At 62.2% G+C, this 21792-nt stretch carries 18 protein-coding genes; 13 read left to right on the plus strand and 5 right to left on the minus strand.

Annotated features, from left to right (window positions below; genetic code table 11):
• Window positions 1-21 precede the first annotated feature (21 nt).
• The 12 genes from HU749_RS24150 to HU749_RS24205 all read left to right on the plus strand — a co-directional run bounded on the left by HU749_RS24150 (window position 22) and on the right by HU749_RS24205 (window position 15197).
• A complete protein-coding gene (locus HU749_RS24150; RefSeq protein ID WP_079302557.1) occupies window positions 22-1191 on the plus strand; it encodes an alginate biosynthesis protein Alg44 in 1170 nt (389 codons plus the stop codon).
• A gap of 9 nt (window positions 1192-1200) precedes the next feature.
• Window positions 1201-2691 carry an alginate biosynthesis TPR repeat lipoprotein AlgK gene (gene algK, locus HU749_RS24155; RefSeq protein ID WP_189664773.1) on the plus strand — a complete coding sequence of 497 codons (1491 nt, stop codon included), beginning with the start codon at window positions 1201-1203 and terminating at the stop codon, window positions 2689-2691.
• 5 nt (window positions 2692-2696) lie between these two features.
• A complete protein-coding gene (locus HU749_RS24160; protein ID WP_046064898.1) occupies window positions 2697-4187 on the plus strand; it encodes an alginate export family protein in 1491 nt (496 codons plus the stop codon).
• A gap of 26 nt (window positions 4188-4213) precedes the next feature.
• Window positions 4214-5803 (plus strand): mannuronan 5-epimerase AlgG, encoded by a 1590-nt coding sequence (gene algG, locus HU749_RS24165; protein WP_079303426.1) that lies wholly within the window; start codon window positions 4214-4216, stop codon window positions 5801-5803.
• Between the two features lie 11 nt (window positions 5804-5814).
• Window positions 5815-7266 carry an alginate O-acetyltransferase gene (locus HU749_RS24170; protein ID WP_014340042.1) on the plus strand — a complete coding sequence of 484 codons (1452 nt, stop codon included), beginning with the start codon at window positions 5815-5817 and terminating at the stop codon, window positions 7264-7266.
• Window positions 7267-7289: 23 nt separating this feature from the next.
• Complete coding sequence (locus tag HU749_RS24175) at window positions 7290-8414, plus strand: mannuronate-specific alginate lyase (RefSeq protein ID WP_186651987.1); 1125 nt, start codon at window positions 7290-7292, stop codon at window positions 8412-8414.
• Between the two features lie 187 nt (window positions 8415-8601).
• The gene (locus tag HU749_RS24180) at window positions 8602-10167 is read left to right on the plus strand and encodes an MBOAT family O-acyltransferase (protein WP_014340044.1); all 1566 of its coding nucleotides are present in this window, start codon (window positions 8602-8604) and stop codon (window positions 10165-10167) included.
• A gap of 11 nt (window positions 10168-10178) precedes the next feature.
• The gene (locus tag HU749_RS24185) at window positions 10179-11354 is read left to right on the plus strand and encodes an alginate O-acetyltransferase (RefSeq protein ID WP_079302558.1); all 1176 of its coding nucleotides are present in this window, start codon (window positions 10179-10181) and stop codon (window positions 11352-11354) included.
• Between the two features lie 14 nt (window positions 11355-11368).
• Complete coding sequence (locus HU749_RS24190) at window positions 11369-12034, plus strand: alginate O-acetyltransferase AlgF (protein ID WP_079302559.1); 666 nt, start codon at window positions 11369-11371, stop codon at window positions 12032-12034.
• Window positions 12035-12245: 211 nt separating this feature from the next.
• The gene (locus tag HU749_RS24195) at window positions 12246-13697 is read left to right on the plus strand and encodes a mannose-1-phosphate guanylyltransferase/mannose-6-phosphate isomerase (RefSeq protein WP_095963112.1); all 1452 of its coding nucleotides are present in this window, start codon (window positions 12246-12248) and stop codon (window positions 13695-13697) included.
• A 172-nt stretch (window positions 13698-13869) separates the two neighbouring features.
• The gene (locus HU749_RS24200) at window positions 13870-14334 is read left to right on the plus strand and encodes a multidrug transporter (RefSeq protein ID WP_079302561.1); all 465 of its coding nucleotides are present in this window, start codon (window positions 13870-13872) and stop codon (window positions 14332-14334) included.
• A gap of 35 nt (window positions 14335-14369) precedes the next feature.
• A complete protein-coding gene (locus tag HU749_RS24205; RefSeq protein WP_186651981.1) occupies window positions 14370-15197 on the plus strand; it encodes an SDR family oxidoreductase in 828 nt (275 codons plus the stop codon).
• Between the two features lie 118 nt (window positions 15198-15315).
• Here HU749_RS24205 and HU749_RS24210 read toward each other — a convergent pair whose 3' ends face one another.
• Genes HU749_RS24210 through HU749_RS24225 form a run of 4 tightly spaced genes read right to left on the minus strand, consistent with a single transcriptional unit; the run spans window position 15316 to window position 20083 of the window.
• A complete protein-coding gene (locus HU749_RS24210) occupies window positions 15316-16179 on the minus strand; it encodes an efflux RND transporter periplasmic adaptor subunit (protein WP_079302563.1) in 864 nt (287 codons plus the stop codon).
• Between the two features lie 10 nt (window positions 16180-16189).
• The gene (locus tag HU749_RS24215; RefSeq protein ID WP_003205331.1) at window positions 16190-16390 is read right to left on the minus strand and encodes a DUF1656 domain-containing protein; all 201 of its coding nucleotides are present in this window, start codon (window positions 16388-16390) and stop codon (window positions 16190-16192) included.
• The gene (locus tag HU749_RS24220; RefSeq protein WP_079303428.1) at window positions 16380-18596 is read right to left on the minus strand and encodes an FUSC family protein; all 2217 of its coding nucleotides are present in this window, start codon (window positions 18594-18596) and stop codon (window positions 16380-16382) included. The genes HU749_RS24215 and HU749_RS24220 overlap by 11 nt, the downstream gene beginning before the upstream one ends.
• Before the next feature lie 14 nt (window positions 18597-18610).
• Window positions 18611-20083, minus strand: coding sequence for an efflux transporter outer membrane subunit (locus tag HU749_RS24225; RefSeq protein ID WP_079302564.1), 1473 nt, complete (start codon window positions 20081-20083; stop codon window positions 18611-18613).
• A 344-nt stretch (window positions 20084-20427) separates the two neighbouring features.
• On the opposite strand from HU749_RS24225, the gene HU749_RS24230 reads away from it, so the two are divergent.
• Window positions 20428-21396 carry a LysR family transcriptional regulator gene (locus HU749_RS24230; protein WP_003205334.1) on the plus strand — a complete coding sequence of 323 codons (969 nt, stop codon included), beginning with the start codon at window positions 20428-20430 and terminating at the stop codon, window positions 21394-21396.
• Between the two features lie 27 nt (window positions 21397-21423).
• Here HU749_RS24230 and HU749_RS24235 read toward each other — a convergent pair whose 3' ends face one another.
• Window positions 21424-21681 (minus strand): hypothetical protein, encoded by a 258-nt coding sequence (locus HU749_RS24235; RefSeq protein WP_018606117.1) that lies wholly within the window; start codon window positions 21679-21681, stop codon window positions 21424-21426.
• Between the last annotated feature and the right edge of the window lie 111 nt (window positions 21682-21792).

The following is a 21792-nucleotide window of genomic DNA, read 5'->3' on the forward strand; positions in this document are numbered from 1 at the left end:
ATTAACTAGGAAATCGCCCCTATGAACACCGCCGTGAATGTCAACGTAGTGCATGAATCCGAAGCCCAGCGCCAACACGCCAGGGTCAAAATCCCGGCCAAGCTGCGCTTCTTCGGCCCTGACCGTACGCCGATGGAAGTCAAGGTCCTGGACCTGTCCGCCGGCGGCCTGAGCTTCAATGCCGGCCAGATGCCCCTCAAGACCGGGGAGTCCTACAAGGGTCGCCTGCAATTCGTCATCGACAACCTTGGCCTGGCCATGGACGTGGAATTGCAGATCCGTTCCTACGACCGCCAGACCGGCCGCACCGGTTGCCAGTTCCAGAACCTGGAGCCTCGGGACATCTCGACACTGCGTCACATCATCACCTCGCACCTGGCCGGCGACATCGTCGGTGTCGGCGATGTGCTGGCGACCCTGCAGCGCGATAACTTCACCAAGGCCCGCAAGCAGAAAGACGAAAACGGTGGCATGAGCGCCTTGGGTCGCCTGCGCGCCGTGACCTTCAGCCTGGGGATCTTCATCGTTGGCCTGGCGGCGTTCGGTTTCATCTTCAAGTCGGTGTACGGCATGTACTTCGTCAGCCACGCCCAGGCAGGGCTGGTGAACGTACCGGGCATGGCCATCACCATGCCTCGTGACGGCACCGTGCAGAGCCTGGTCAAGGCCGACGGCGTGGCCGCCAAGGGCGCCCCGCTGGCGACCTTCAGCACCAGCATGCTCGACGTGCTCAAGGGCCACCTGGACGACAACCAGTTGCAGCCGGCCAAGGTCGAGGAACTGTTCGGCAAGCAAATGACCGGCACCCTGACGTCTCCGTGCGACTGCATCGTGACCCAGCAGTTGGTGTCCGATGGTCAGTACGCCAGCAAGGGCGACGTGATCTTCCAACTGGTCCCACGGGGCACCGAGGCCAACGTCGAAGCGCGTTTCTCCTATCGCCAGTTCGGCGACGTGCGCCCAGGTACGCCAGTCAGCTTCCAGGTCGCCGGCGAAGACACCACCCGTACCGGCAAGATCGTCAGCAGCACCAGCCTGAAAAGTGCCGATCTGTCCTCCGATATCCGTGTCCTGATCCAGCCTGACGAACCCCTGGACAGCTCGCTGGCCGGCCGTCCGGTAGAAGTCACCAGCGACCGTGGCCCGAACCTGAACTGGCTGATCGACAAAGCCATGGCCGTCGGTATTTAAGTCGAGGATATGCCCGTGACCATTATAAAAATCCTGAACACCCCACAGACCCTGTGGGAGCGAGCTTGCTCGCGAAAGGATCCACGCGGTCAGGATGCTATGCCGCAAACTCGTTCCCACATGGGAACACTGTGTGCCCTGGCACTGGCCGTCAGCCTGGCCGGTTGCGCCGGCCTGCCCGATCAACGCCTGGCCAACGAAGCCCTCAAGCGCGGCGACACGGCGCTGGCGCAGCAGAACTATCAGCAACTGGCAGACCTGGGCTACAGCGAGGCCCAGGTCGGCCTGGCCGACATCCAGGTGGACAGCCACGACCCCGAGCAGATGAAAAAAGCCGAGGCGACTTACCGCGCCGCGGCCGATATCTCGCCACGGGCCCAGGCTCGCCTGGGTCGCCTGCTGGTGGCCAAGCCCGGTTCCACTGAAGCGGAAAAACACGAAGCAGAAGGCCTGTTGAAGAAAGCCTTCGCCAATGGTGAAGGCAGCACCCTGATCCCGCTGGCGATGCTGTACCTGCAATATCCCCACAGCTTCCCGAACGTCAACGCCCAGCAGCAGATCAGCCAATGGCGCAGCGCCGGCTACCCGGAAGCGGGTCTGGCGCAGATTCTGCTCTACCGCACCCAGGGCACCTACGACCAGCACTTGGACGAAGTCGAGAAAGTCTGCAAGGCCGCGCTGGCCACTACCGACATCTGCTACGTCGAACTGGCCACGGTCTATCAGAAACGCGGCCAGCCGGAACAGCAGGCCGCGTTGCTCAAGCAGATGCAGGACGGCCATGCCCGTGGCGTCGTGTCCGCCCAGCGCGTGGACAGCGTCGCCCGTGTCCTGGCCGATGCCAGCCTGGGCAAGACCGATGAAAAGACCGCCCAGTCGTTGCTCGAAGGCATCGCCCCTGGCTACCCCGCTGCCTGGGTCAGCCTGGCGCAACTGCTCTACGACTTCCCGGAACTGGGTGACGTCGACAAGATGATGCAGTACCTGGAAAACGGCCGCGCCGCCGACCAGTCGCGCGCCGAACTGTTGCTGGGCAAGCTTTACTACGAAGGCAAGTGGGTCCCGGCCGATGCCAAGGTCGCCGAGGCGCATTTCCAGAAAGCCGTTGGCCGCGAAGTGGCCGCCGATTACTACCTCGGCCAGATCTATCGCCGCGGTTACCTGGGCCAGGTCTACTCGCAAAAAGCCCTGGACCACCTGCTCAAGGCCGCTCGCAACGGCCAGAACAGCGCCGACTACGCCATTGCCCAGTTGTTCTCCCAGGGCAAGGGCACCAAGCCCAACCCGGTCAACGCCTATGTGTTCAGCCAGTTGGCCAAGGCGCAGAACACCCCGCAAGCCACCGAGCTTGCCCAGACCCTCGAAGCACAATTACCGCCGCAGCAACTTGCACAAGCGCAACGCCTGCTACAACAAGAGCAGGCCATTCGCGGCTCGATGAGCCCCGATACGCTGGAACTGCAAGCCCTAAAAGAAGATGACGGCGAGGAACCTCTATGAAGCCTTTGAAGCTCAATCCTTTTGTGCAGGCCGGAATTGGCCTGACGTGCGCCCTGCTGTGGTCCTGCCCGACCCTGGCGGCCCTGACTGACACCAAGAACTTCGGCCTGGAAGTGAAAATCACCGGCCAGTCCGAAGACGACCGCGACCTCGGCACCCAGAGCGGTGGCGACGTCAACGGTGTCGGCCTGGACCTGCGTCCCTGGGTCTACGGTGAAAGCGAAAGCGGCGCCTGGAGCGCCTACGCCATGGCCCAGGCCGTGACGTCCAGCGACATCATCGAGACTGACACCCTGCAACAGTCCGATGACAGCACCCAGCAAACCGACAGCGGCGATCGCGAAGCCAAGAAAAGCTACCTGGCCATGCGCGAGTTCTGGATCGGCTACCGTGGCCTGACTCCCTACCCGGGCGAGCAATTGAAGTTCGGTCGCCAGCGCCTGCGCAATGACGACGGCCAATGGCGCGACACCAACATCGAAGCCCTGAACTGGACCTTCGACACCACCTTGCTGCGGGCCAACCTCGGTGTGGCCGAACGCTTCAGCGAATACCGCACCGACCTCAAGGAATTGTCCCCCAAGGACAAGGACCGCCTGCACGTCTTTGGCGACGTGGGCTACCAGTGGATGCCAGGCCAGTGGGCCGGGATCCGTGCCCACCACTCCCATGACAGCGGCAGCCTCGACTACCCGACCCCGGGCGAAGCCACCGACACCCTGGACAAGACCGAGAACGGTGACTTGACCTGGCTGGGCCTGGAAGCCAACAGCGACGCCTACAACTGGCGCAACACCAACACGGTCAACTACTGGGCCAGCCTCACCGGCATGACCGGCGACCGTGACACCGTCAACCCGCTCAACGCCGACGGCACCCGACCTGCACAGCTCAAGCGCAGCGATGATGTGGACGGCTGGGCCACTGACCTGGGTATCCGCCTGCGCCTGGACCCGCAATGGCAAGTTGGTGCGGCCTATGCCCGCGCCAGCGAGGACTACGAACAGAACGGCCTGCAAAGCAACCGCTCGAACTTCACCGGCACGCGCTCGCGGGTTCACCGTTTCGGCGAAGCGTTCCGTGGCGAAATGGCCAACACCCAGAGCGCCAGCCTGTTCGGTTCCTGGCAGTTGCGTGACGAATACGACGCCAGCCTTGTGTACCACAAGTTCTGGCGCGTGGACGGCAACAAACCGGTGGGCAGCAACGGCATCAACGCCGTGGAAAACAACACCGACGACGTGACCGGCGCGATCCTGTCCACCTCGTCCCTGCCACTGCGCGACGGGAACAAGGACCTGGGCCAGGAAGTCGACCTGGTGGTCACCAAGTACTTCAAGCAAGGCCTGCTGCCGGCCGCGCTGAGTCAGTCCATTGATGAGCCGTCGGCGCTGGTGCGCTTTCGTGGCGGCGTGTTCAAGCCAGGCGACGCTTACGGCAAAGAGGTCGATTCGTACATGCATCGCGCCTTTGTCGACGTGATCTGGCGCTTCTGATGCAAATGGCCATGGGAGTGCCCGATATGAACCGCTACCTCAGGAACAGCCAGGCGATGAAAGGTTCGATCAGCCTGTTGGTCGCAGCGATGCTGCTGGCCGGCTCGCCGGCGTTCGCCAACGTTGAGCCGGTGGTCAAGCCGGGCAACGTGGTCAAGGGACTGCAACAGGCCAAGACCTACACCGTCAGCAGCGCGCCGACCGCACCACTGGAGCTGGCCACGCCGACCCTCCCCGATCTCTCCGGCTACACCGCCGAAGCGGTCGCGGCAAAAATCGTGCGGACCAAGCCCGGCAAGGTCAGCGTGCGCCGGATGATGCAGGAAAACGCCTTGAAGGACTTCATCGGCGGCGACAACAAGATGGCCGAGTGGGTCGTGCGCCAGCACGGCATCCCACAGGCCGTCTTCCTTGACGACGGCTACATGAACCTCAAGGACCTGGCCAAGAAGGTGCCCAAGTACGTCATCGAAACTTCGCCAGGTGTCTACCTGGCGAAGATTCCGATCGTGGTCGGCCAGAAAGGCATCCTGGAAATCGACAAGCAGACCCAGGAGTTGCGCCTGTCCCAGGAGGGCGGCTCATTCCTGGTCAACGATGGCCGGATGTTCATCCGCGACACCAAGGTCACCGGCTGGCGGGAAAAGGAAAACGGCCCTGCCACGTTCCGCTCGCCCAAGGAATTCCGTCCGTTCCTGCTGTCCTGGGGCGGCACCGAGACCTACATCGTCAACACCAAGATGGCGAGCTTCGGCTACGCCAACAGTAAGTCGTACGGGGTCAGTATTTCCCAGTACACGCCGAACATGGCCAAGGTCCTCAAGCGCCCGGAACCGACCGGCTGGATCATCGGTTCCGAGTTCTCGGACATGTGGTACGGCTTCTACTGCTATGAAACCAACGACTTCGTGGTCAAGAGCAACACCTACAAAGACAACATCGTCTACGGCATCGACCCCCATGACCGCTCCCATCGGCTGATCATTGCCGACAACACGGTCTACGGGACCAAGAAGAAGCACGGGATCATTATTTCCCGTGAGGTCAACGACAGCTTCATTTTCAACAACCGCAGCTATGACAACAAACTCTCGGGCCTGGTGATCGACCGTAACAGCGTGAACAACCTGATCGCCTACAACGAGATCTACAAGAACCACACCGACGGCATCACGCTCTACGAGAGTGGTGACAACCTGCTGTGGGGCAACAAAGTGATCAGCAATCGCCGCCACGGCATCCGCATTCGTAACAGCGTGAACATCCGCCTCTACGAAAACGTGTCCATGGCCAACGGCCTGACCGGTCTCTACGGCCACATCAAAGACCTGTCCGACACCGACCGGGACATCAAGCTCGACCCGTTCGACGCCCAGGTCTCGCTGATCGTGGTCGGCGGCGAACTGGCTGCCAACGGCAGTGGCCCGCTGTCCATCGATTCGCCGTTGAGCGTCGAGCTGTACCGCGTGTCCATGCTCGCACCGACCAAATCCAGCGGCATCAGCTTCTCGGGAATCCTCGGTGAGCGCCAGGATGAAATTCTCGACCTGCTGGTGCGCCAGCAGAAAGCCGTGCTGATCGACCCTGTCGAACGCCAGACCGAATTGCGGGAATGAGGATGACCTTTATGAACCCACAGATGATCAAATTCCTGGGCCTGTCCGCCCTGACTGCCGGCATTCTCGCCGCTGCAAGCGGCGCGCGCGCCGATGAAATCAAGGCACCAAGCTTCACCGCCGAACCGTGCTGCAACCTGTGCCCTGCGGCCCATGATGCGAAGAACTACACCACGCGCTACCAGCAGAACTTCACCACGCTGGTGCAGGCCCAGGGCGACTGGCTGTTCCGGACCCAGGAAGACCTGCGTACCGAATTCAACACCACCCCGGCCGGCTACAAGCGCATGCAGCAGTTGCACGATGCGTTCAAGGCAAAAGGCGTCGAGCTGGTGCTCGTCTACCAGCCGACCCGGGGCCTGGTGAACCGCAACAAGCTCAATCCGCAGGAAAAGGCCAGCTTCAACTTTGACAAGGCCCTGACCAACTACAAATCCATGCTCGGCCGTTTCGCCCAGATGGGTTACGTGGTGCCGGACCTGTCGCCGCTGACCAACGAAAACCTGCCCGAAACCCTGCCGGCCCACGATTTCTATTTCCGTGGCGACCAGCACTGGACGCCATACGGCGCCCAGCGCACGGCCAAGATCGTCGCCGAGAAGGTCAAGCAGATCCCGGCCTTCGCCGACATTCCCAAGCGTGAGTTCGAGACCAAGAAGTCCGGCCGCATGGGCAAGACCGGCACCCTGCACAACATGGCCGGGCAACTGTGCGGCACCAGCTATGCGATCCAGTACATGGACCAGTTCACCACCGAGCCCAAAGGCGAAGCCGGCGACGGCGACCTGTTCAGCGATTCCGGCAACCCGCAGATCACCCTCGTGGGCACCAGTCACAGTGGCAAGAACTACAACTTTGCAGGGTTCCTGGAAGAGTCCATCGGCGCCGACATCCTCAACGTCGCCTTCCCTGGCGGTGGTCTGGAAGGCGCGATGATCCAGTACCTGGGCAGCGAAGAGTTCCAGAAGAGCCCGCCGAAAATCCTCATCTGGGAATTCTCGCCGCTGTATCGCCTGGACCAGGAAACCACCTACCGCCAGATGATGGCGCTGCTGGACAACAACGGTTGCGAAGGCAAGCCGGCGCTCATGAGCAGCAAGACCGCGCTCAAGCCGGGCAAGAACGAATTGATGGTCAATAGCAAGAACATGGATCTGCGTAACGGCAGCCACCAGGTCGACATCCGCTTCGCCGATACCTCGGTGAAAACCTTGCAAGCCACCCTCTGGTACATGAATGGGCGCCACGAGGATATCAAGATCGAAAAACCGGATACCTCCGAAACCGACGGGCGTTTCGCCTTCCAATTGCGTACCGATGAGGACTGGGCTTCGCAGAACCTGCTAGCCGTTGAAGTCCAGGGCCCTGAAGCCGGTAAAGAACCACAGCAAATCGAAGCGAAAGTCTGCAAACGCAACGCATCTCCGCAAGCCGGGCAACAAACGGCTCAAATCGGACAATGAGGTCTCGTCTCATGACCAGAACCATGCGCACCCGAACGTTGAAAACGCTGCTGGCGCCCTCCCTGCTGACCCTGGCGATGTTCGCCGGGGCCACGCAGGCGGCGGCCCCGCTGCGCCCGCCACAGGGTTACTTCGCACCGATCGAGAAGGTCAAGGCCGGCGAAGCCGCCAAAGGTTGCGATGCCACACCGACGCCCTACACCGGCTCCCTGCAATTTCGCAGCAAGTACGAGGGCTCCGACAAAGCCCGCGCGACGTTGAACGTGCAATCGGAAAAAGCCTTCCGCGACAGCACCGCCGACATCACCAAGATCGAGCGTGGCGTCAGCAAGCAAGTGATGCAATTCATGCGTGACGGCCGTCCCGAACAATTGGAATGCACCCTCAACTGGCTGACCGCGTGGGCCCAGGCCAATGCGCTGATGTCCAAGGACTTCAACCACACCGGCAAGTCCATGCGCAAATGGGCGCTGGGCAGCATGGCGTCGGCCTATGTGCGCCTGAAGTTTTCCGAGTCCCGCCCACTGGCCAATCACCCGGAGCAGGCGCAACTGATCGAAGGCTGGTTCAGCCGGATGGCCGATCAGGTGGTCAGCGACTGGGACAACCTGCCGCTGGACAAGACCAACAACCATTCCTACTGGGCCGCCTGGTCGGTGATGGCCACGTCCGTGGCAACCAACCGCCGCGACCTGTTCGACTGGGCCGTCAAGGAATACAAGGTCGGCGTCAACCAGGTCGATGCCGACGGTTTCCTGCCCAACGAACTCAAGCGCAAGCAACGCGCCCTGTCCTATCACAACTACGCCCTGCCGCCACTGGCGATGATCGCCAGTTTCGCCCAGGTCAACGGTGTGGACCTGCGCCAGGAAAACAACGGTGCCCTCAAGCGACTGGGTGACCGGGTGCTGGCCGGGGTGAAAGACCCGGACATCTTCGAAGAAAAGAACGGCGATGAGCAGGACATGAAGGACCTGAAGGTCGACTCGAAATTCGCCTGGCTCGAACCGTTCTGCAGCCTCTACACCTGCAGCGAGGATGTGCTGGAGCGCAAGCACGAAATGCAACCGTTCAAGACCTTCCGCCTCGGCGGTGATTTGACCCGGGTGTATGACCCTTCGCGGGAGAAAGGCGAAAAAGGAAGCTGATGTCATATCCCTTGCCTGGCAAGGGACCAGTGGGGGCACTGAATGGACCGCGTCATCGTTCATCGCGGGCAAGCCTTGCTCCCACAGTAATCACGGCGACTGAAATGCAATAAAACCTCCCGGTTTTCATGGGGGGGTTTGGGGGGGCTCTGGCCCTTGACTGTTGATTCAACATGGAGAGATCGGGATGGTATTTTCATCCAACGTGTTCCTGTTCCTGTTCCTGCCGATCTTTCTCGGCTTGTACTACTTGAGCGGGCAACGCTATCGCAACCTGCTGCTGCTGATCGCCAGCTATGTGTTTTATGCCTGGTGGCGGGTGGACTTCCTGGCGCTGTTCGCCGGCGTCACCCTGTGGAACTACTGGATCGGCCTGAAAGTCGGCGCCGCCGGTGTGCGTACCAAACCGGCCCAACGCTGGCTGTTGCTCGGCGTGGGCGTGGATTTGGCCATCCTGGGCTATTTCAAGTACGCCAACTTCGGCGTGGACAGCCTCAACGCCATCATCACCGGCTTCGGTCTCAACCCGTTCATCCTGACCCACGTGCTGTTGCCGATCGGGATCTCGTTCTACATTTTCGAGTCCATCAGCTACATCATCGACGTCTATCGCGGTGACACGCCGGCAACCCGCAACCTGATCGACTTCGCGGCGTTCGTGGCCATTTTCCCGCACCTGATCGCAGGCCCCGTGTTGCGCTTCCGCGACCTGGCCGACCAGTTCAACAACCGCACCCACACGCTGGACAAGTTCTCCGAAGGCTGCACCCGCTTCATGCAGGGCTTCATCAAGAAAGTGTTCATCGCCGACACCCTGGCGGTGGTGGCCGACCATTGCTTCGCCTTGCAGAACCCGACCACGGGCGATGCCTGGCTCGGCGCCCTGGCCTACACCGCGCAGTTGTACTTCGACTTCTCCGGCTATAGCGACATGGCCATCGGCCTGGGCCTGATGATGGGTTTCCGTTTCATGGAAAACTTCAAGCAGCCTTACATCAGCCAGTCGATCACCGAGTTCTGGCGCCGCTGGCACATCAGCTTGTCCACCTGGCTGCGCGACTACCTCTACATCACCCTGGGCGGTAACCGCAAAGGCACGCTGATGACCTATCGCAACCTGTTCCTGACCATGCTCCTCGGTGGTCTGTGGCACGGTGCGAACATCACCTACGTGATCTGGGGTGCCTGGCACGGCATGTGGCTGGCCATCGAAAAAGCGGTGGGCATCAACACCACGCCACGCAGCATCAACCCGATCCGCTGGGCGCTGACCTTCCTGCTGGTGGTGATGGGCTGGGTGATTTTCCGTGCCGAGAACCTGCACGTGGCCGGTCGCATGTACGGCGCCATGTTCAGCTTCGGCGACTGGTCGCTGTCGGAACTGACCCGTGCCAACCTCACCGGCCTGCAGATCGCCACGCTGGCGGTGGCCTACGCGACCCTCGCCTTCTTCGGCCTGCGGGACTTCTACACCAACCGTCCGCCAGTCAAGACAAAACCTGAAGTGACCACCGAGGCCGATGGTCCGGCCACTGCACAACCGGGTCTGATCAAAGCCGCGCCGGGCGAAAATCCGACGAATATCCATGAACCTGGCTACACCGTTGGCGTCGAAGCCCAGGTGCAACCGGCCTACTGGACCGTGGACTGGTCACGCTACGTGATGCGCACCCTGGTGCTGCTGCTGTTCATCGCCTCGATTCTCAAACTCTCGGCGCAAAGCTTCTCGCCGTTCCTTTACTTCCAGTTCTGAGGGATCTGAACATGACCCGCTCATTACGCATCTTTTACATCGCACTGTTCATGCTGATCCTGACAGCACTGGGCATGTGGTCGATGCGCAGTTTCTTCGGCTTCAGCACCAACCCCGACGCGACCGTGCTCAACGGGCGCTGGGCCAAGGCCGTGGAAACGCACTACGACGAAGAGTTCCCGATCAAGCGCCTGGGCACCAACATCTGGGCGGCGCTGGACTACAAGCTGTTCAACGAAGGCCGCAAAGGCGTGGTCCTGGGCCGCGACCAGTGGCTGTACAGCGACGAAGAGTTCAACCCGATCGTCAACGAAGAGCTGAACCTGCAAGGCAACTACGCGCTGGTCGAAGGCGTGCGCCAGAAGCTCAAGGAACAAGGCATCACCCTGGTGATGGCGATCCTGCCGGCCAAGGCGCGCTTGTATCCAGAACACATGGGTGAAGTGAAGCCGTCCAGCATTCACGCCAACCTCTACCAGGATTTCCACGCTCGCGTGGCGGCGGACAAGATCATCGCCCCTGACCTGCTGGGCCCGCTGCAACAGGCCAAGCAAGACGGCCAGCAAGTGTTCCTGCGCACCGACACCCACTGGACCCCGGAAGGTGCCCAGGTCGCGGCCGAGAACCTGGCCAAGGCGATTGCCGAACGCGCGCCGCTCAACGGTGAGCCACAACGCTTCGTCACTGAGCCTGCAGAAAAAATCACCCACAAGGGTGACCTGCGCCAGTTCCTGCCCCTGGACCCACTGTTCGAAAACCTGATGCCGGCCCAGGAGCCTCTGGTCAAGCGCAACACCCGCGAAGCCGATGACCAGCCGGCCGGCGACGACGCGCTGTTCGCCGACGCCCAGGTGCCCGTGGCCCTGATCGGCACCAGCTACAGCGCCAACCCCAACTGGAACTTCGTCGGTGCACTCAAGCAAGCCCTGCACAGCGACGTCGTCAACTACGCCGAGGACGGCCATGGCCCGATTCTGCCGATGCTCAGCTACCTCAAGAGCGACGCCTTCAAGAACAGCCCGCCACAGGTGCTGATCTGGGAGTTCCCTGAACGCTATCTGCCCGTGAACAACGAAATCGGCGACGCCGACCCTCAGTGGGTCGCAGAGCTCAAGCAAGCCGGCGCGCGCCAACAGAACGTAGCCGCCAACACCCCATCCGAGACGCCCGACCGGGCGCAAAACTGAAAGAGAGGTCCACCATGACTTTCAACACTACTCCTCGCCGTCTCGCTGCTCGCTCCTTCAAGGCCGTTGCCCTCGTCGCCAGCATGAGCGCCCTCTCACTGTCGGCCTTTGCCGGTGACGCGGCCCTGTATGGCCCGGTCGCGCCAAAAGGCTCGAGCTTCGTGCGGGTGTACAATGCCGCCAACGCCGAAGTCAGCGCCACCGTCGGCAGCACCAACATCAGCGACGTAGCCCCGTTGGCCAGCAGCGACTTCAGCTTCATGCCCGGTGGCGACTACAGCGCCAAGGTCGGCAGCCAGACCGTACCGGTGAAACTGGCTTCCGATCACTATTACACCCTGGTCAACAACGCCAGCGGCCAACCTCAACTGATCGAAGAACCGCCGTTCAAGAACAAGCAGAAGTCCCTGGTTCGCGTACAGAACCTCAGCGACAAGGCACTGACCCTCAAGACCGCCGACGGCAAGACCGAAGTGGTGCCGAACGTGGCCGCTAAGGGCCGTGGCGAACGTGAAATCAACCCGGTGAAAGTGTCCCTGGCGCTGTTCGAAGGCGACAAGAAAGTCGGCGACCTCAAGCCCGTGGCCCTGGAGCGCGGCGAAGCGGCTGTGCTGTACGTCACCGGCTCAGGCAGCAGCCTGTCGCCAGTGTGGGTAAAACGCCCGGCGTCGACCCGCTGATGAATTCACCTGATTGACGCTGTACCTGTGGGAGCGAGCTTGCTCGCGATTGCGATCTGACATTCAAGAGGGATGTCGACTGATACACCGCCATCGCGAGCTCGCTCCCACACTGGACACAGGTGTCATTCGGGTACGGAACAAGAACAAGAGAGTGAAACGACAGAACGCAGTAGCTCTAACAACCATTTCGCTTCAAGGAGTAACAAACATGATTCCGGTGATCTTGTCAGGTGGTAGTGGCTCACGTCTTTGGCCGCTTTCGCGCAAGCAATTCCCTAAACAGTTCCTGGCCCTGACCGGTGAACACACCCTGTTCCAACAGACCCTCGAGCGCCTGGTGTTCGAAGGCATGGACACACCGATCGTGGTCTGCAACAAAGACCACCGTTTCATCGTCAACGAGCAGTTGAGCAACCGTAAGCTCGAAGCCCAGCGCATCCTGATGGAACCGTTCGGGCGCAACACCGCACCGGCCGTGGCGCTGACCGCGATGATGCTGGTCAACGAAGGCCGCGACGAGCTGATGCTGGTGCTGCCGGCCGACCACGTGCTGGAAGACCAGAAAGCCCTGCAACGCGCCCTGGCCCTGGCCACCGTGGCCGCCGAGCGTGGCGAAATGGTGCTGTTCGGTGTACCGGCGACCAAACCGGAAACCGGCTACGGCTACATCAAATCGACCAACGACGCGCTGCTGCCTGAAGGCGTGAGCCGTGTTTCGCACTTCGTCGAAAAACCCGACGTCAAGCGTGCCACCGAGTTTGTCGAGGCCGGTGGCTACTTCTGGAACAGCGGCATGTTCCTGTTCCGCGCCAGCCGCTTCCTCGAAGAGCTGAAAAAGCACGATCCGGACATCTACGACACTTGCCTGCTGACCCTGGAGCGCAGTGAGCAGACCCCGGACACCATCACGTTCGACGAAGCTACCTTCGCCTGCTGCCCGGACAACTCCATCGACTACGCCGTGATGGAAAAAACCCAGCGCGCCTGCGTGGTGCCACTGTCGGCGGGTTGGAGCGATGTCGGCTGCTGGTCGTCGCTGTGGGAAGTCAACCCCAAGGATGCCAACGGCAACGTCACCAAAGGCGACGTGGTTGTCCAGGACAGCCGCAACTGCATGATCCACGGCAACGGCAAGCTGGTGTCGGTGATCGGCCTGGACAACATCGTAGTGGTCGAAACCAAGGACGCCATGATGATCGCCCACAAGGACAAGGTCCAAGGCGTCAAGCAGATGGTCAACACCCTCAACGCCCAGGGCCGCACCGAGACCCAGAACCACTGCGAGGTCTATCGTCCGTGGGGTTCCTATGACTCGGTGGACATGGGCGGTCGTTTCCAGGTCAAGCACATCTCGGTCAAGCCGGGCGCGTGCCTGTCGCTGCAGATGCACCACCACCGCGCCGAACACTGGATCGTGGTCAGCGGCACCGCCGAAGTGACCTGCGACGAGAACGTGTTCCTGCTCTGCGAAAACCAGTCGACCTACATCCCGATCGCGTCGGTCCACCGCCTGCGCAACCCGGGCAAGATCCCACTGGAAATCATCGAAGTGCAGTCCGGCAGCTACCTGGGCGAAGACGACATCGAGCGTTTCGAAGACATCTACGGTCGCTCCACTCCGATCGAACGCGGCGTCTCGGTGAAGACCATCGCGCAGTAACAACTAGCAACGATCAGCCGTTCAAGAAGCCCCCATCCAGTCCACTGCGTCCCCTATCCGCAGTGGGTTGGGTGGGGGCTTTTTTTGGGTGTGTGCGATGGGCCGACATCATCGCTTCAACAATACCCGTCGCCTTCGGTAGGATGTGCCTACGGTAACGGAGGCTTTAACCATGCTTATCGGCGTCTTGCTGGTCATCACCTGGCTCATCCTGCTGCTGCGCTACCCGGCCAAGGCCTTGCCAGTCTCCCTGGCAGCGTTCATCGGGTTGGGACTGGTCGCCGCGTGGGTGCTCTGGCAGGAAAGCCGCGAGACCCGGCAATTGGAGCGCCTGGAATTGCGCATCAGCTATGCCCCCGGACAATGCCCCGCCGACCGGCCGCTGTCGCTGACCCTAAAAAACACCAATGACGTGCCACTGATCGAACTGCAGTGGCGGGTCGCGGCTTATGCGCCTGGGGACACCATCAACCTGGCCGACAGCCCCTACAACGCACCGCGCTATCGTGGCCCCGGCGAATTGCAGGCCGACGCCGAGTGGCAAGACTGCCTGCCCCTGCCGCCCCTACGCCCGGGTTATCGCCCGCAAACCCTGGAGTTTCGCGCCGAGCGATTGCACGGTAGCTTTTCCAACTGACTGCCCTCCACCACTTTTTGCACAAGGAATGCGCCATGCCTGTCGCGTTGATTACCGGATGTTCCAGCGGCATCGGCCGCGCCCTCGCCGACGCCTTCAAGGCGGCGGGTTATCAGGTCTGGGCCACGGCGCGCAAGGCTGAGGACGTGGCGACGCTCAGCGCTGCCGGATTCACCGCTGTGCAACTGGACGTCAACGATGGCCAGGCCCTGGAACAACTGAATGAGCGGATCAACCAGCAGCAGCAGGGTGGCCTGGATGTGCTGATAAACAACGCCGGCTATGGCGCCATGGGGCCGCTGCTGGACGGCGGCGTGCCGGCCATGCAACGTCAATTCGAAACCAACGTGTTCGCCATCGTCGGGGTCACCCGCGCGCTGTTCCCGGTATTGCGTCGGGCCAAGGGGCTAGTGGTGAACATCGGCAGCGTGTCCGGGGTGCTGGTCACGCCGTTTGCCGGCGCCTACTGCGCCTCGAAAGCGGCGGTGCATGCCTTGAGCGATGCCTTGCGCATGGAACTGGCGCCGTTCGGCATCCGCGTGATGGAGGTCCAGCCCGGCGCCATTGCCTCCAGCTTCGCCAAGAATGCCGGTCATGAAGCCGAACAATTGATCAGCGAACAGTCGCCCTGGTGGCCCCTGCGCGATGGTATCCGCGCCCGGGCCAAGGCCTCCCAGGACAACCCGACCCCGGCCCACGAATTCGCCGCCGGCCTGCTCAAGGCCGCACAACAACCCAAGCCATCCCGCTTGCTGCGCCTGGGCAATGGCAGCCGATCACTGCCCTTGATGGCCGGCTGGCTGCCCAAGGGGTTGCTGGAAAAAGGGTTAATGAAGCGGTTTGGGTTGGGTGGGTCGCTTTGATAAATAGCGGCCACCCCGAAAACTGTGGGAGCGAGCCTGCTCGCGATGGCGGCGGCACAGTCAACATCTTCGCAAACTGACCCACCGCTATCGCGAGCAAGCTCGCTCCCACAGGGGGTCAGCGCTTGTCATGGGGTTCTACCACCACCGTGCAAGTCATCCCCGCCGCCAGCAGCACCCCGTCGGGCACTTCGTCCAGATGAATGCGCACCGGCACCCGCTGGGCCAGGCGAACCCAGTTGAAGGTCGGGTTCACGTCGGCGATCAGTTCGCGGCTTTGCGGGTTATCCCGGTCGTAGATGCCACGGGAGATGCTTTCCACATGCCCCTTGAGCCTCTCGCCGCTCATCAACTGCAACTGCGCTGAATCGCCGACCCGCACCTTGGGCAATTTGGTCTCTTCGAAGAAGCCATAGACCCAGAACGAATTCATGTCCACCACGGCCATCTTCGCCTCGCCGATGCGGGCGTAGTCGCCACGGTGCACGTTGAGGTTGGTGACGTAGCCATCCACCGCCGCGCGAACTTCGGTGCGCGACAGGTTCAGCTCGGCGGCTTCCAATTGCGCCTGGGCCTGCTGGTAATCGGCCAGGGCCGAGTCGGCGATGTTGCTGGCGTCGTCGCGGTTTTCCCGGGAGATCACCAGGCTGTCCAGGTCGGCACGTCGATGGGCGTTGACCTTGCGCATCTCCCAAGTGGCCTTGCGTGACGCCACCAGGGAGCGAGCCTGCTTCACGGCGATGCGGTAATGCTCAGGATCGATGCGCATCAACAGGTCACCCTTTTTCACCGATTGGTTGTCGCGCACCGGCACTTCGACCACCTCGCCACTGACATCGGCGGCCACATTGATGATGTCGGCCCGCACCCGGCCATCGCGGGTCCAGGGCGTGTTCATGTAATGGACCCACAGCGTACGGCCGATCCACAGCGCCAGGGCCAGAACCAACAGCGTCGCCAGCAGGCTGAAAAACTTTTTCATCGCATCGATCTCAACGGTAGACCGTCAGCGCCAGCGCGCCGAACAGACAGGTAAACAGACTCAGGCGCAACAACGCCGGGTGCCAGAAGAAGCGGTACAGGTCCAGCCCCGACAGGAAGCGGTCCAACGCCCAGGCCAGGCCGGCGGCGATGAAAAACATCAAGGTCATGGTGGGCATGTACACACCATGGAAGGCGATCTCACGGGGCATGTTCAGGTTCCTGGAGCAGCGGTGTGGCATGCGGCATGGCATGCGGTATGACATAGCCGGCCAACGGCGATTGCGGGTCCAGCAACGAGGTGCGGATGAAATGCAGGTAGCTTTTCACCCGGCGCAGCGCCGAGGTGTCGAAATGCGGGGCGAAGGGTTCGTCGGTGGCCTGTACGCGGCCGATAGCGTGGTCGACCGCCACCAGGGCACGCTCCAGATTGCTCTGGCTCGGTTGGCGGAACAGCCGCACCAGCGCCCGCCCCATCACACGAATCGCCTGGCGCCACGGCTGGCTTTCGGCATAAGCCGGATGCACCGGCAAAATCGCCTGTTCCTTGCGCAACTCGATAATCGCGTGACCGACCTCCAGCACCACGAACATCCAGCGCAGCAAGTCCCGTTGCACCCGAGGCTGCCCCGCCGCCAGCCCGTAGGCCTGATGCAGCAAGTCGCGGGTAGCACTTTCGAAGCTCGACGCCAGGCCCTTGAGCTTGCCGCTGATGGCAAACACCACTTGCTCGCGCAAATCCTGTTCGAGCCGGCGCCACAACCAGCGACTGTTGGGCGGCAGAATGATTGCCCCGGCCGCGGCACACACCAGCATGCCGAGGATCATCGCGATGTAATCGTTGATGAAGGCGTAGGGGTTGTAGACCGTCAGGTTGTCCGGCACCGAACCGCTGCTGAAAAAGATCAGCAGCCCCAGCCCGACCCCGGCGTATTTCGGTCGCGAGCTGAGGAACGAGCCGAGCATGATCACCGGCGCCAGCATCACACAAAGCAAAGGGAAGCCGTCGATCAACGGGAAGATGAAGAACATCTCGACAAAGCCGATCACCGCCCCGAACAACGTGCCGCAGGCCATCTGGAAAGCCATGCGCTTGGGGTTCGGCGTCGCGGCCGACAATCCCACGGTGGCGGCGGCGATCATCGTCATGGTCGCGCCGCTCGGCCAGGCCGTGGCGACCCAATAACTCCCCAGCAGCAACAGGATGAAGGCGGCGCGAACACCCGATGCCGTGGCGGCCAGCCAGTTGGTCTGCGGCACGAACGGTTCGTCCCAGCGTTCACGTTCGTGGCGATGATCCGCCAGGGAGGCGTGGGTCAGGGCATAGCCGTGCAAGTCATCGACGAAGCGATAAAGCAGCTCGTAGGCAGTATGAAAATCCAGTTGCTGCCCATCACTGGGCGCCGTTTCCTGGAACAAAGCCCGCAGCCGTCGCACCTGGGCCGGCAGCTCGGCCTTGTACTCGGCCAGCGCCGCCGCCAGACGGGCCGCATCGGCGTCGGTCAGGGCGCGGCCACTGAAACCGTCGAGCAGTTCGGCCAACGTTTGCAAACCTGGCTTGATGGCGTTGACCACGTGATCCGCCGCACTGCTGCGCAAGCGCTCCAGCAATTGGTGCAAAGCGTTGAAGCGGGTGGTGATGCCCATGAACTCGCTGTTCAAGCGATTGAGCCGGCCGTTGCGCCGACGCATGTGCGGGTCTTCGAACACGGTCACACTGCGCAGGCTTTCCAGGCCCACCGCCTCGGCAATGAAGCCCACGTTGCGCGCTTCGAAGGTCTCCCGCTTGCTGCGCCCACGCAGGCCATCGGTGACAAACAGGGCAAACACTCCAAAGCGCTGGTACAAGGCATTGCGCATGGCGGCACTGGCGGTTTGCGGCAGGATCGCGGCGCTGACCAGGGTGGCGCAGAGGATCCCCAGGGAAATCTCCAGCACCCGCCAGACCGCCGCCATGAACGCGTCTTCCGGATGGGCCAGGGCCGGCAGGCCGATCATCGCCGCGGTGTAGCCGGCCAGCACGAAACCATAGGCCCGGAAGTTGCGATAACGCGCCGCCCCTGCCGAACAGAGGCCAACCCAGACCGCCAGGCAAGCGAGGAACGGCTCGGTGTTCTGGGCAAACAAGGCGATCAGCGCCACCATCACCGCCGAACCGGCCAGGGTGCCGAGCAAGCGATAGAAACTCTTGGCGAACACCTGCCCGCTCTGGGGCTGCATGACGATGAACACGGTGATCATGGCCGTGCGCGGTTGCGGCAACTCCAGGCGCATCGCCAACCACAAGGTCAGGAACGCGGCAAACAGGACCTTGAAGATATAGACCCAGGTCACCCCGTCGCTGCGGACCCAGTCGAAGAAACCCCGACGCCACTCAAGACGGTACAGCCAGCGTGCGGGGGCAAGTAAAGACGTCACAGGGGAAATATTGCTCACCGTACGTGGCCCAAGTCAGGGCTGTCGCTGCCGGCCTCAAGCCCACCACCCAACGCCGTCACCAGGTCGGCATGGGCACTCAAGCGCGCCGCCTGCACCTGCTGTTGCACCTGTTGCTGCTTGAACAACAGGCTTTGGGCGTTGAGCACGTTGAGGTAATCGGTGAGCCCGCGCTGGAACGCCACCATTGCGATGTCGTAGGTGCGCTGGGCAGCGGCCACCGATTCGGCGGCGAAGGCCTGCTGCTTGTCCATGGACTGGCGGCGGATCAACTGATCGGAAATGCCCTTGAGGGCGTTCACCAGTGTCTGGTTGTAGTGCGCCACGGCGATGTCATAACCGGCCGCCGCCTCGCCCAACTGTGAACGCAAGCGCCCGCCGTCAAAGATCGGCAACGTGATTGCCGGTCCGACGTTGTAGGTGAGCTTCTTGCCCGTCAAGAACTCCAACGCCCCACCGCCGGTGGCCATGTAGCCGAGGCTACCCACCAGGTCGACGTTGGGATAGAAACCGGCCCGGGCCACATCGATGCCCCGGGCCTGGGCCGCCACTTGCCAACGCCCGGCCACCACATCCGGACGCTGGCCAAGCAGTTCGGCGGGTAAGGCCGACGGCAACTTCAGGGGCGCGCCGAGGGCCAGGGTCGGGCGTTGCAATTGCGCGCCCTCTCCCGGTCCCTTGCCCGCCAGCGCCGCCAATTGATTGCGGCTCAAGGCGATGGCTTCGTCCAGGGCGTCGAGTTGGCGGTGGGTCTCGGGCAGTGGTGCCTGGGCCTGGCTGACTTCGAAATGGGTGCCGATGCCGCCGTCCAAGCGCTTCTGCGCAAGGTCGAGAATCTGCTCTTGTTGGTGGAGGGTCGCGGCGACGATATCGTGCTGGGCGTAGTGCAGTGAAAACTGGATGTAGGCGCGCACGATGTTGCTCTGCAGTTCCAGTTGCGCCTGGCGCGCCTGCGCGACACTGGCATGGGCCAGGTCAACCGCCCGTTCACTGGCATTGCGCTCGCGGCCCCACAGGTCCAGGGCGTAGCTCAAGCCCAGGGCGGCATTGTTGTCCCAGGTCGTGGTATCGGCCAGTTCGCCCGGGCCATAGAACTGATCGGTGGGCCAGCCATGGCGCTTGAGGGTCGCCTGGCCATTGATCTGCAGCGACTCGGCGGCTTCGGCAACACCGGCCATGGCCTTGGCCTGCCGCACCCGCGCGGCGGCCATGGCCAGGCTCGGGCTGTCCCGCACGGCCAGGTCGACCCAGCGATCCAGTTGCCGATCGCCATAGGCTTGCCACCATCGGCGGGTGGGCCAGTGAGCGTCGCGAGCGGCCTCGCGGATGGCGGCATCGGTCGCCAGTTGGTTGGCCGGCATTACCTGGCTTTGCGGCCCTATCCCGCCTGTCCCGATGCAACCGCTGATGGTTAATGTCAGAACCCAAACACTGAGAGTCTTCAGCTCTCTGCTGATGCGACGCGGCACTTGCGCAAAATTCCTGAGATGGAGCATGACGACGAGGATGGCTGCCTGTTAACGCAAAACTTGTGGGAGCGAGCCTTTGCGGGAGCCGAGCTTGCTCGCGATGGGGACGACACGGTTTAACGGCAGGACCGCGTCATCGTTCATCGCGAGCAAGCTCGGCTCCCACAAGGGCTCCCACAGGAATCAGTGACCCAGGATTGGCGGCAATTCTAGGCATCGCCCTCCCCGGCGATAAGCCGACCTTTCTGTGAATCTTTGTTACCGTTAACGCGATAATCCATTAGTCGGGTCCCGCTGCTCTGTAACTTCGTGTCACAATTTGCCACCTCCCAAGAGAGCCCTCCATGGACACCTTGCAAAACATGCGCGCGTTCAGTTGTGTTGCCGAAGCTGGCAGCTTCACCGCCGCCGCCGCGCAACTGGACACCACGACGGCCAACATCTCGCGCGCAGTTTCCAACCTGGAAGCCCATCTGCAAACCCGCCTGCTCAACCGCACCACTCGCCGCATCGCCCTGACCGAGGCGGGTAAACGCTACTTGCTGCGTTGCGAGCAGATCCTGGCTTATGTCGAAGAAGCCGAAGCCGAGGCCAGCGACGCCCACGCGCGACCGGCCGGGCAGTTGAAGGTCCATACGATGACCGGTATCGGCCAGCATTTCGTGATCGACGCCATCGCCCGTTACCGCAAGACCCATCCGGATGTGACCTTCGACCTGACCCTGGCCAACCGCGTGCCGGACATCCTCGACGAGGGCTACGACGTCTCCATCGTGCTCGCCAGCGAGCTGCCGGATTCGGGCTTCGTCTCCCAGCGCCTGGGGATCACCTACAGCATCGTCTGCGCATCGCCCGCCTACGTGAAAGCCAGCGGCTGCCCGCAAAAACCCGGCGACCTGCTCAACCACGCCTGCCTGCGCCTGGTCAGCCCGGTCATTCCGCTGGAAAAATGGGTGTTCGACGGCCCGGAAGGCCAGGAGATGGTCACCATCAACAGCTCACCGTTCCTGGTGAATTCCGCCGACGCGATGAAAACCGCAATCACCAGCGGCATGGGCGTGGGGGTATTACCGGTGTACGCGGCCATCGAAGGCTTGCGCAACGGCACGCTGGTGCGGGTGATGCCCAACTACCGCTCCCAGGAACTGAACCTCTATGCCATCTACCCGTCGCGCCAATACCTGGATGCGAAGATCAAGACCTGGGTCGAGTACCTGCGAGGCTCGTTGCCGGAAATCCTTGCGGCGCACCAGTCTGAGCTGGCGGCTTACGAATTGAGTGGAAGCCTGGCAGGCGCACGGGTCGCGAACTGAAGTCGCCCCCGTGCGTGAAGGATGATGTCAGCGCTTGCCCATCGAACGACGCGTACCGGGAGGCGCGGCGCCCGGGGTCTTGGTATGGCCATTCTTCGCGCCGTTCTTGTACCACGGCTGCTGGCCGGCGCCCTTGGCCGCAGCCAGTTCACCGGGTTTGAACGGGAACTTGAAGGCAGGGATCGCCGCTTTGGCGTCCTCGGCGCTGGAAACATCGCTGTCGGACAAATCGGCCTGTTCGCCGCCGGGGAGTTCATCCGCAGGCGAAGGTGTCGGGGAAGTCATGTAAGGCTCCGGGTCATGCATGCAAGTCGGGCCCGAAGGGCGAGCCGCGAAAGGCGCCAGTATACCTGCCCGATATCACAGCGCGCAGGGCAGTTTCATCAGGTACAACCA

Origin of the sequence: Pseudomonas ogarae (assembly GCF_014268695.2) — a bacterium.
Classification (GTDB): Bacteria; Pseudomonadota; Gammaproteobacteria; order Pseudomonadales; family Pseudomonadaceae; genus Aquipseudomonas; species Aquipseudomonas kilonensis.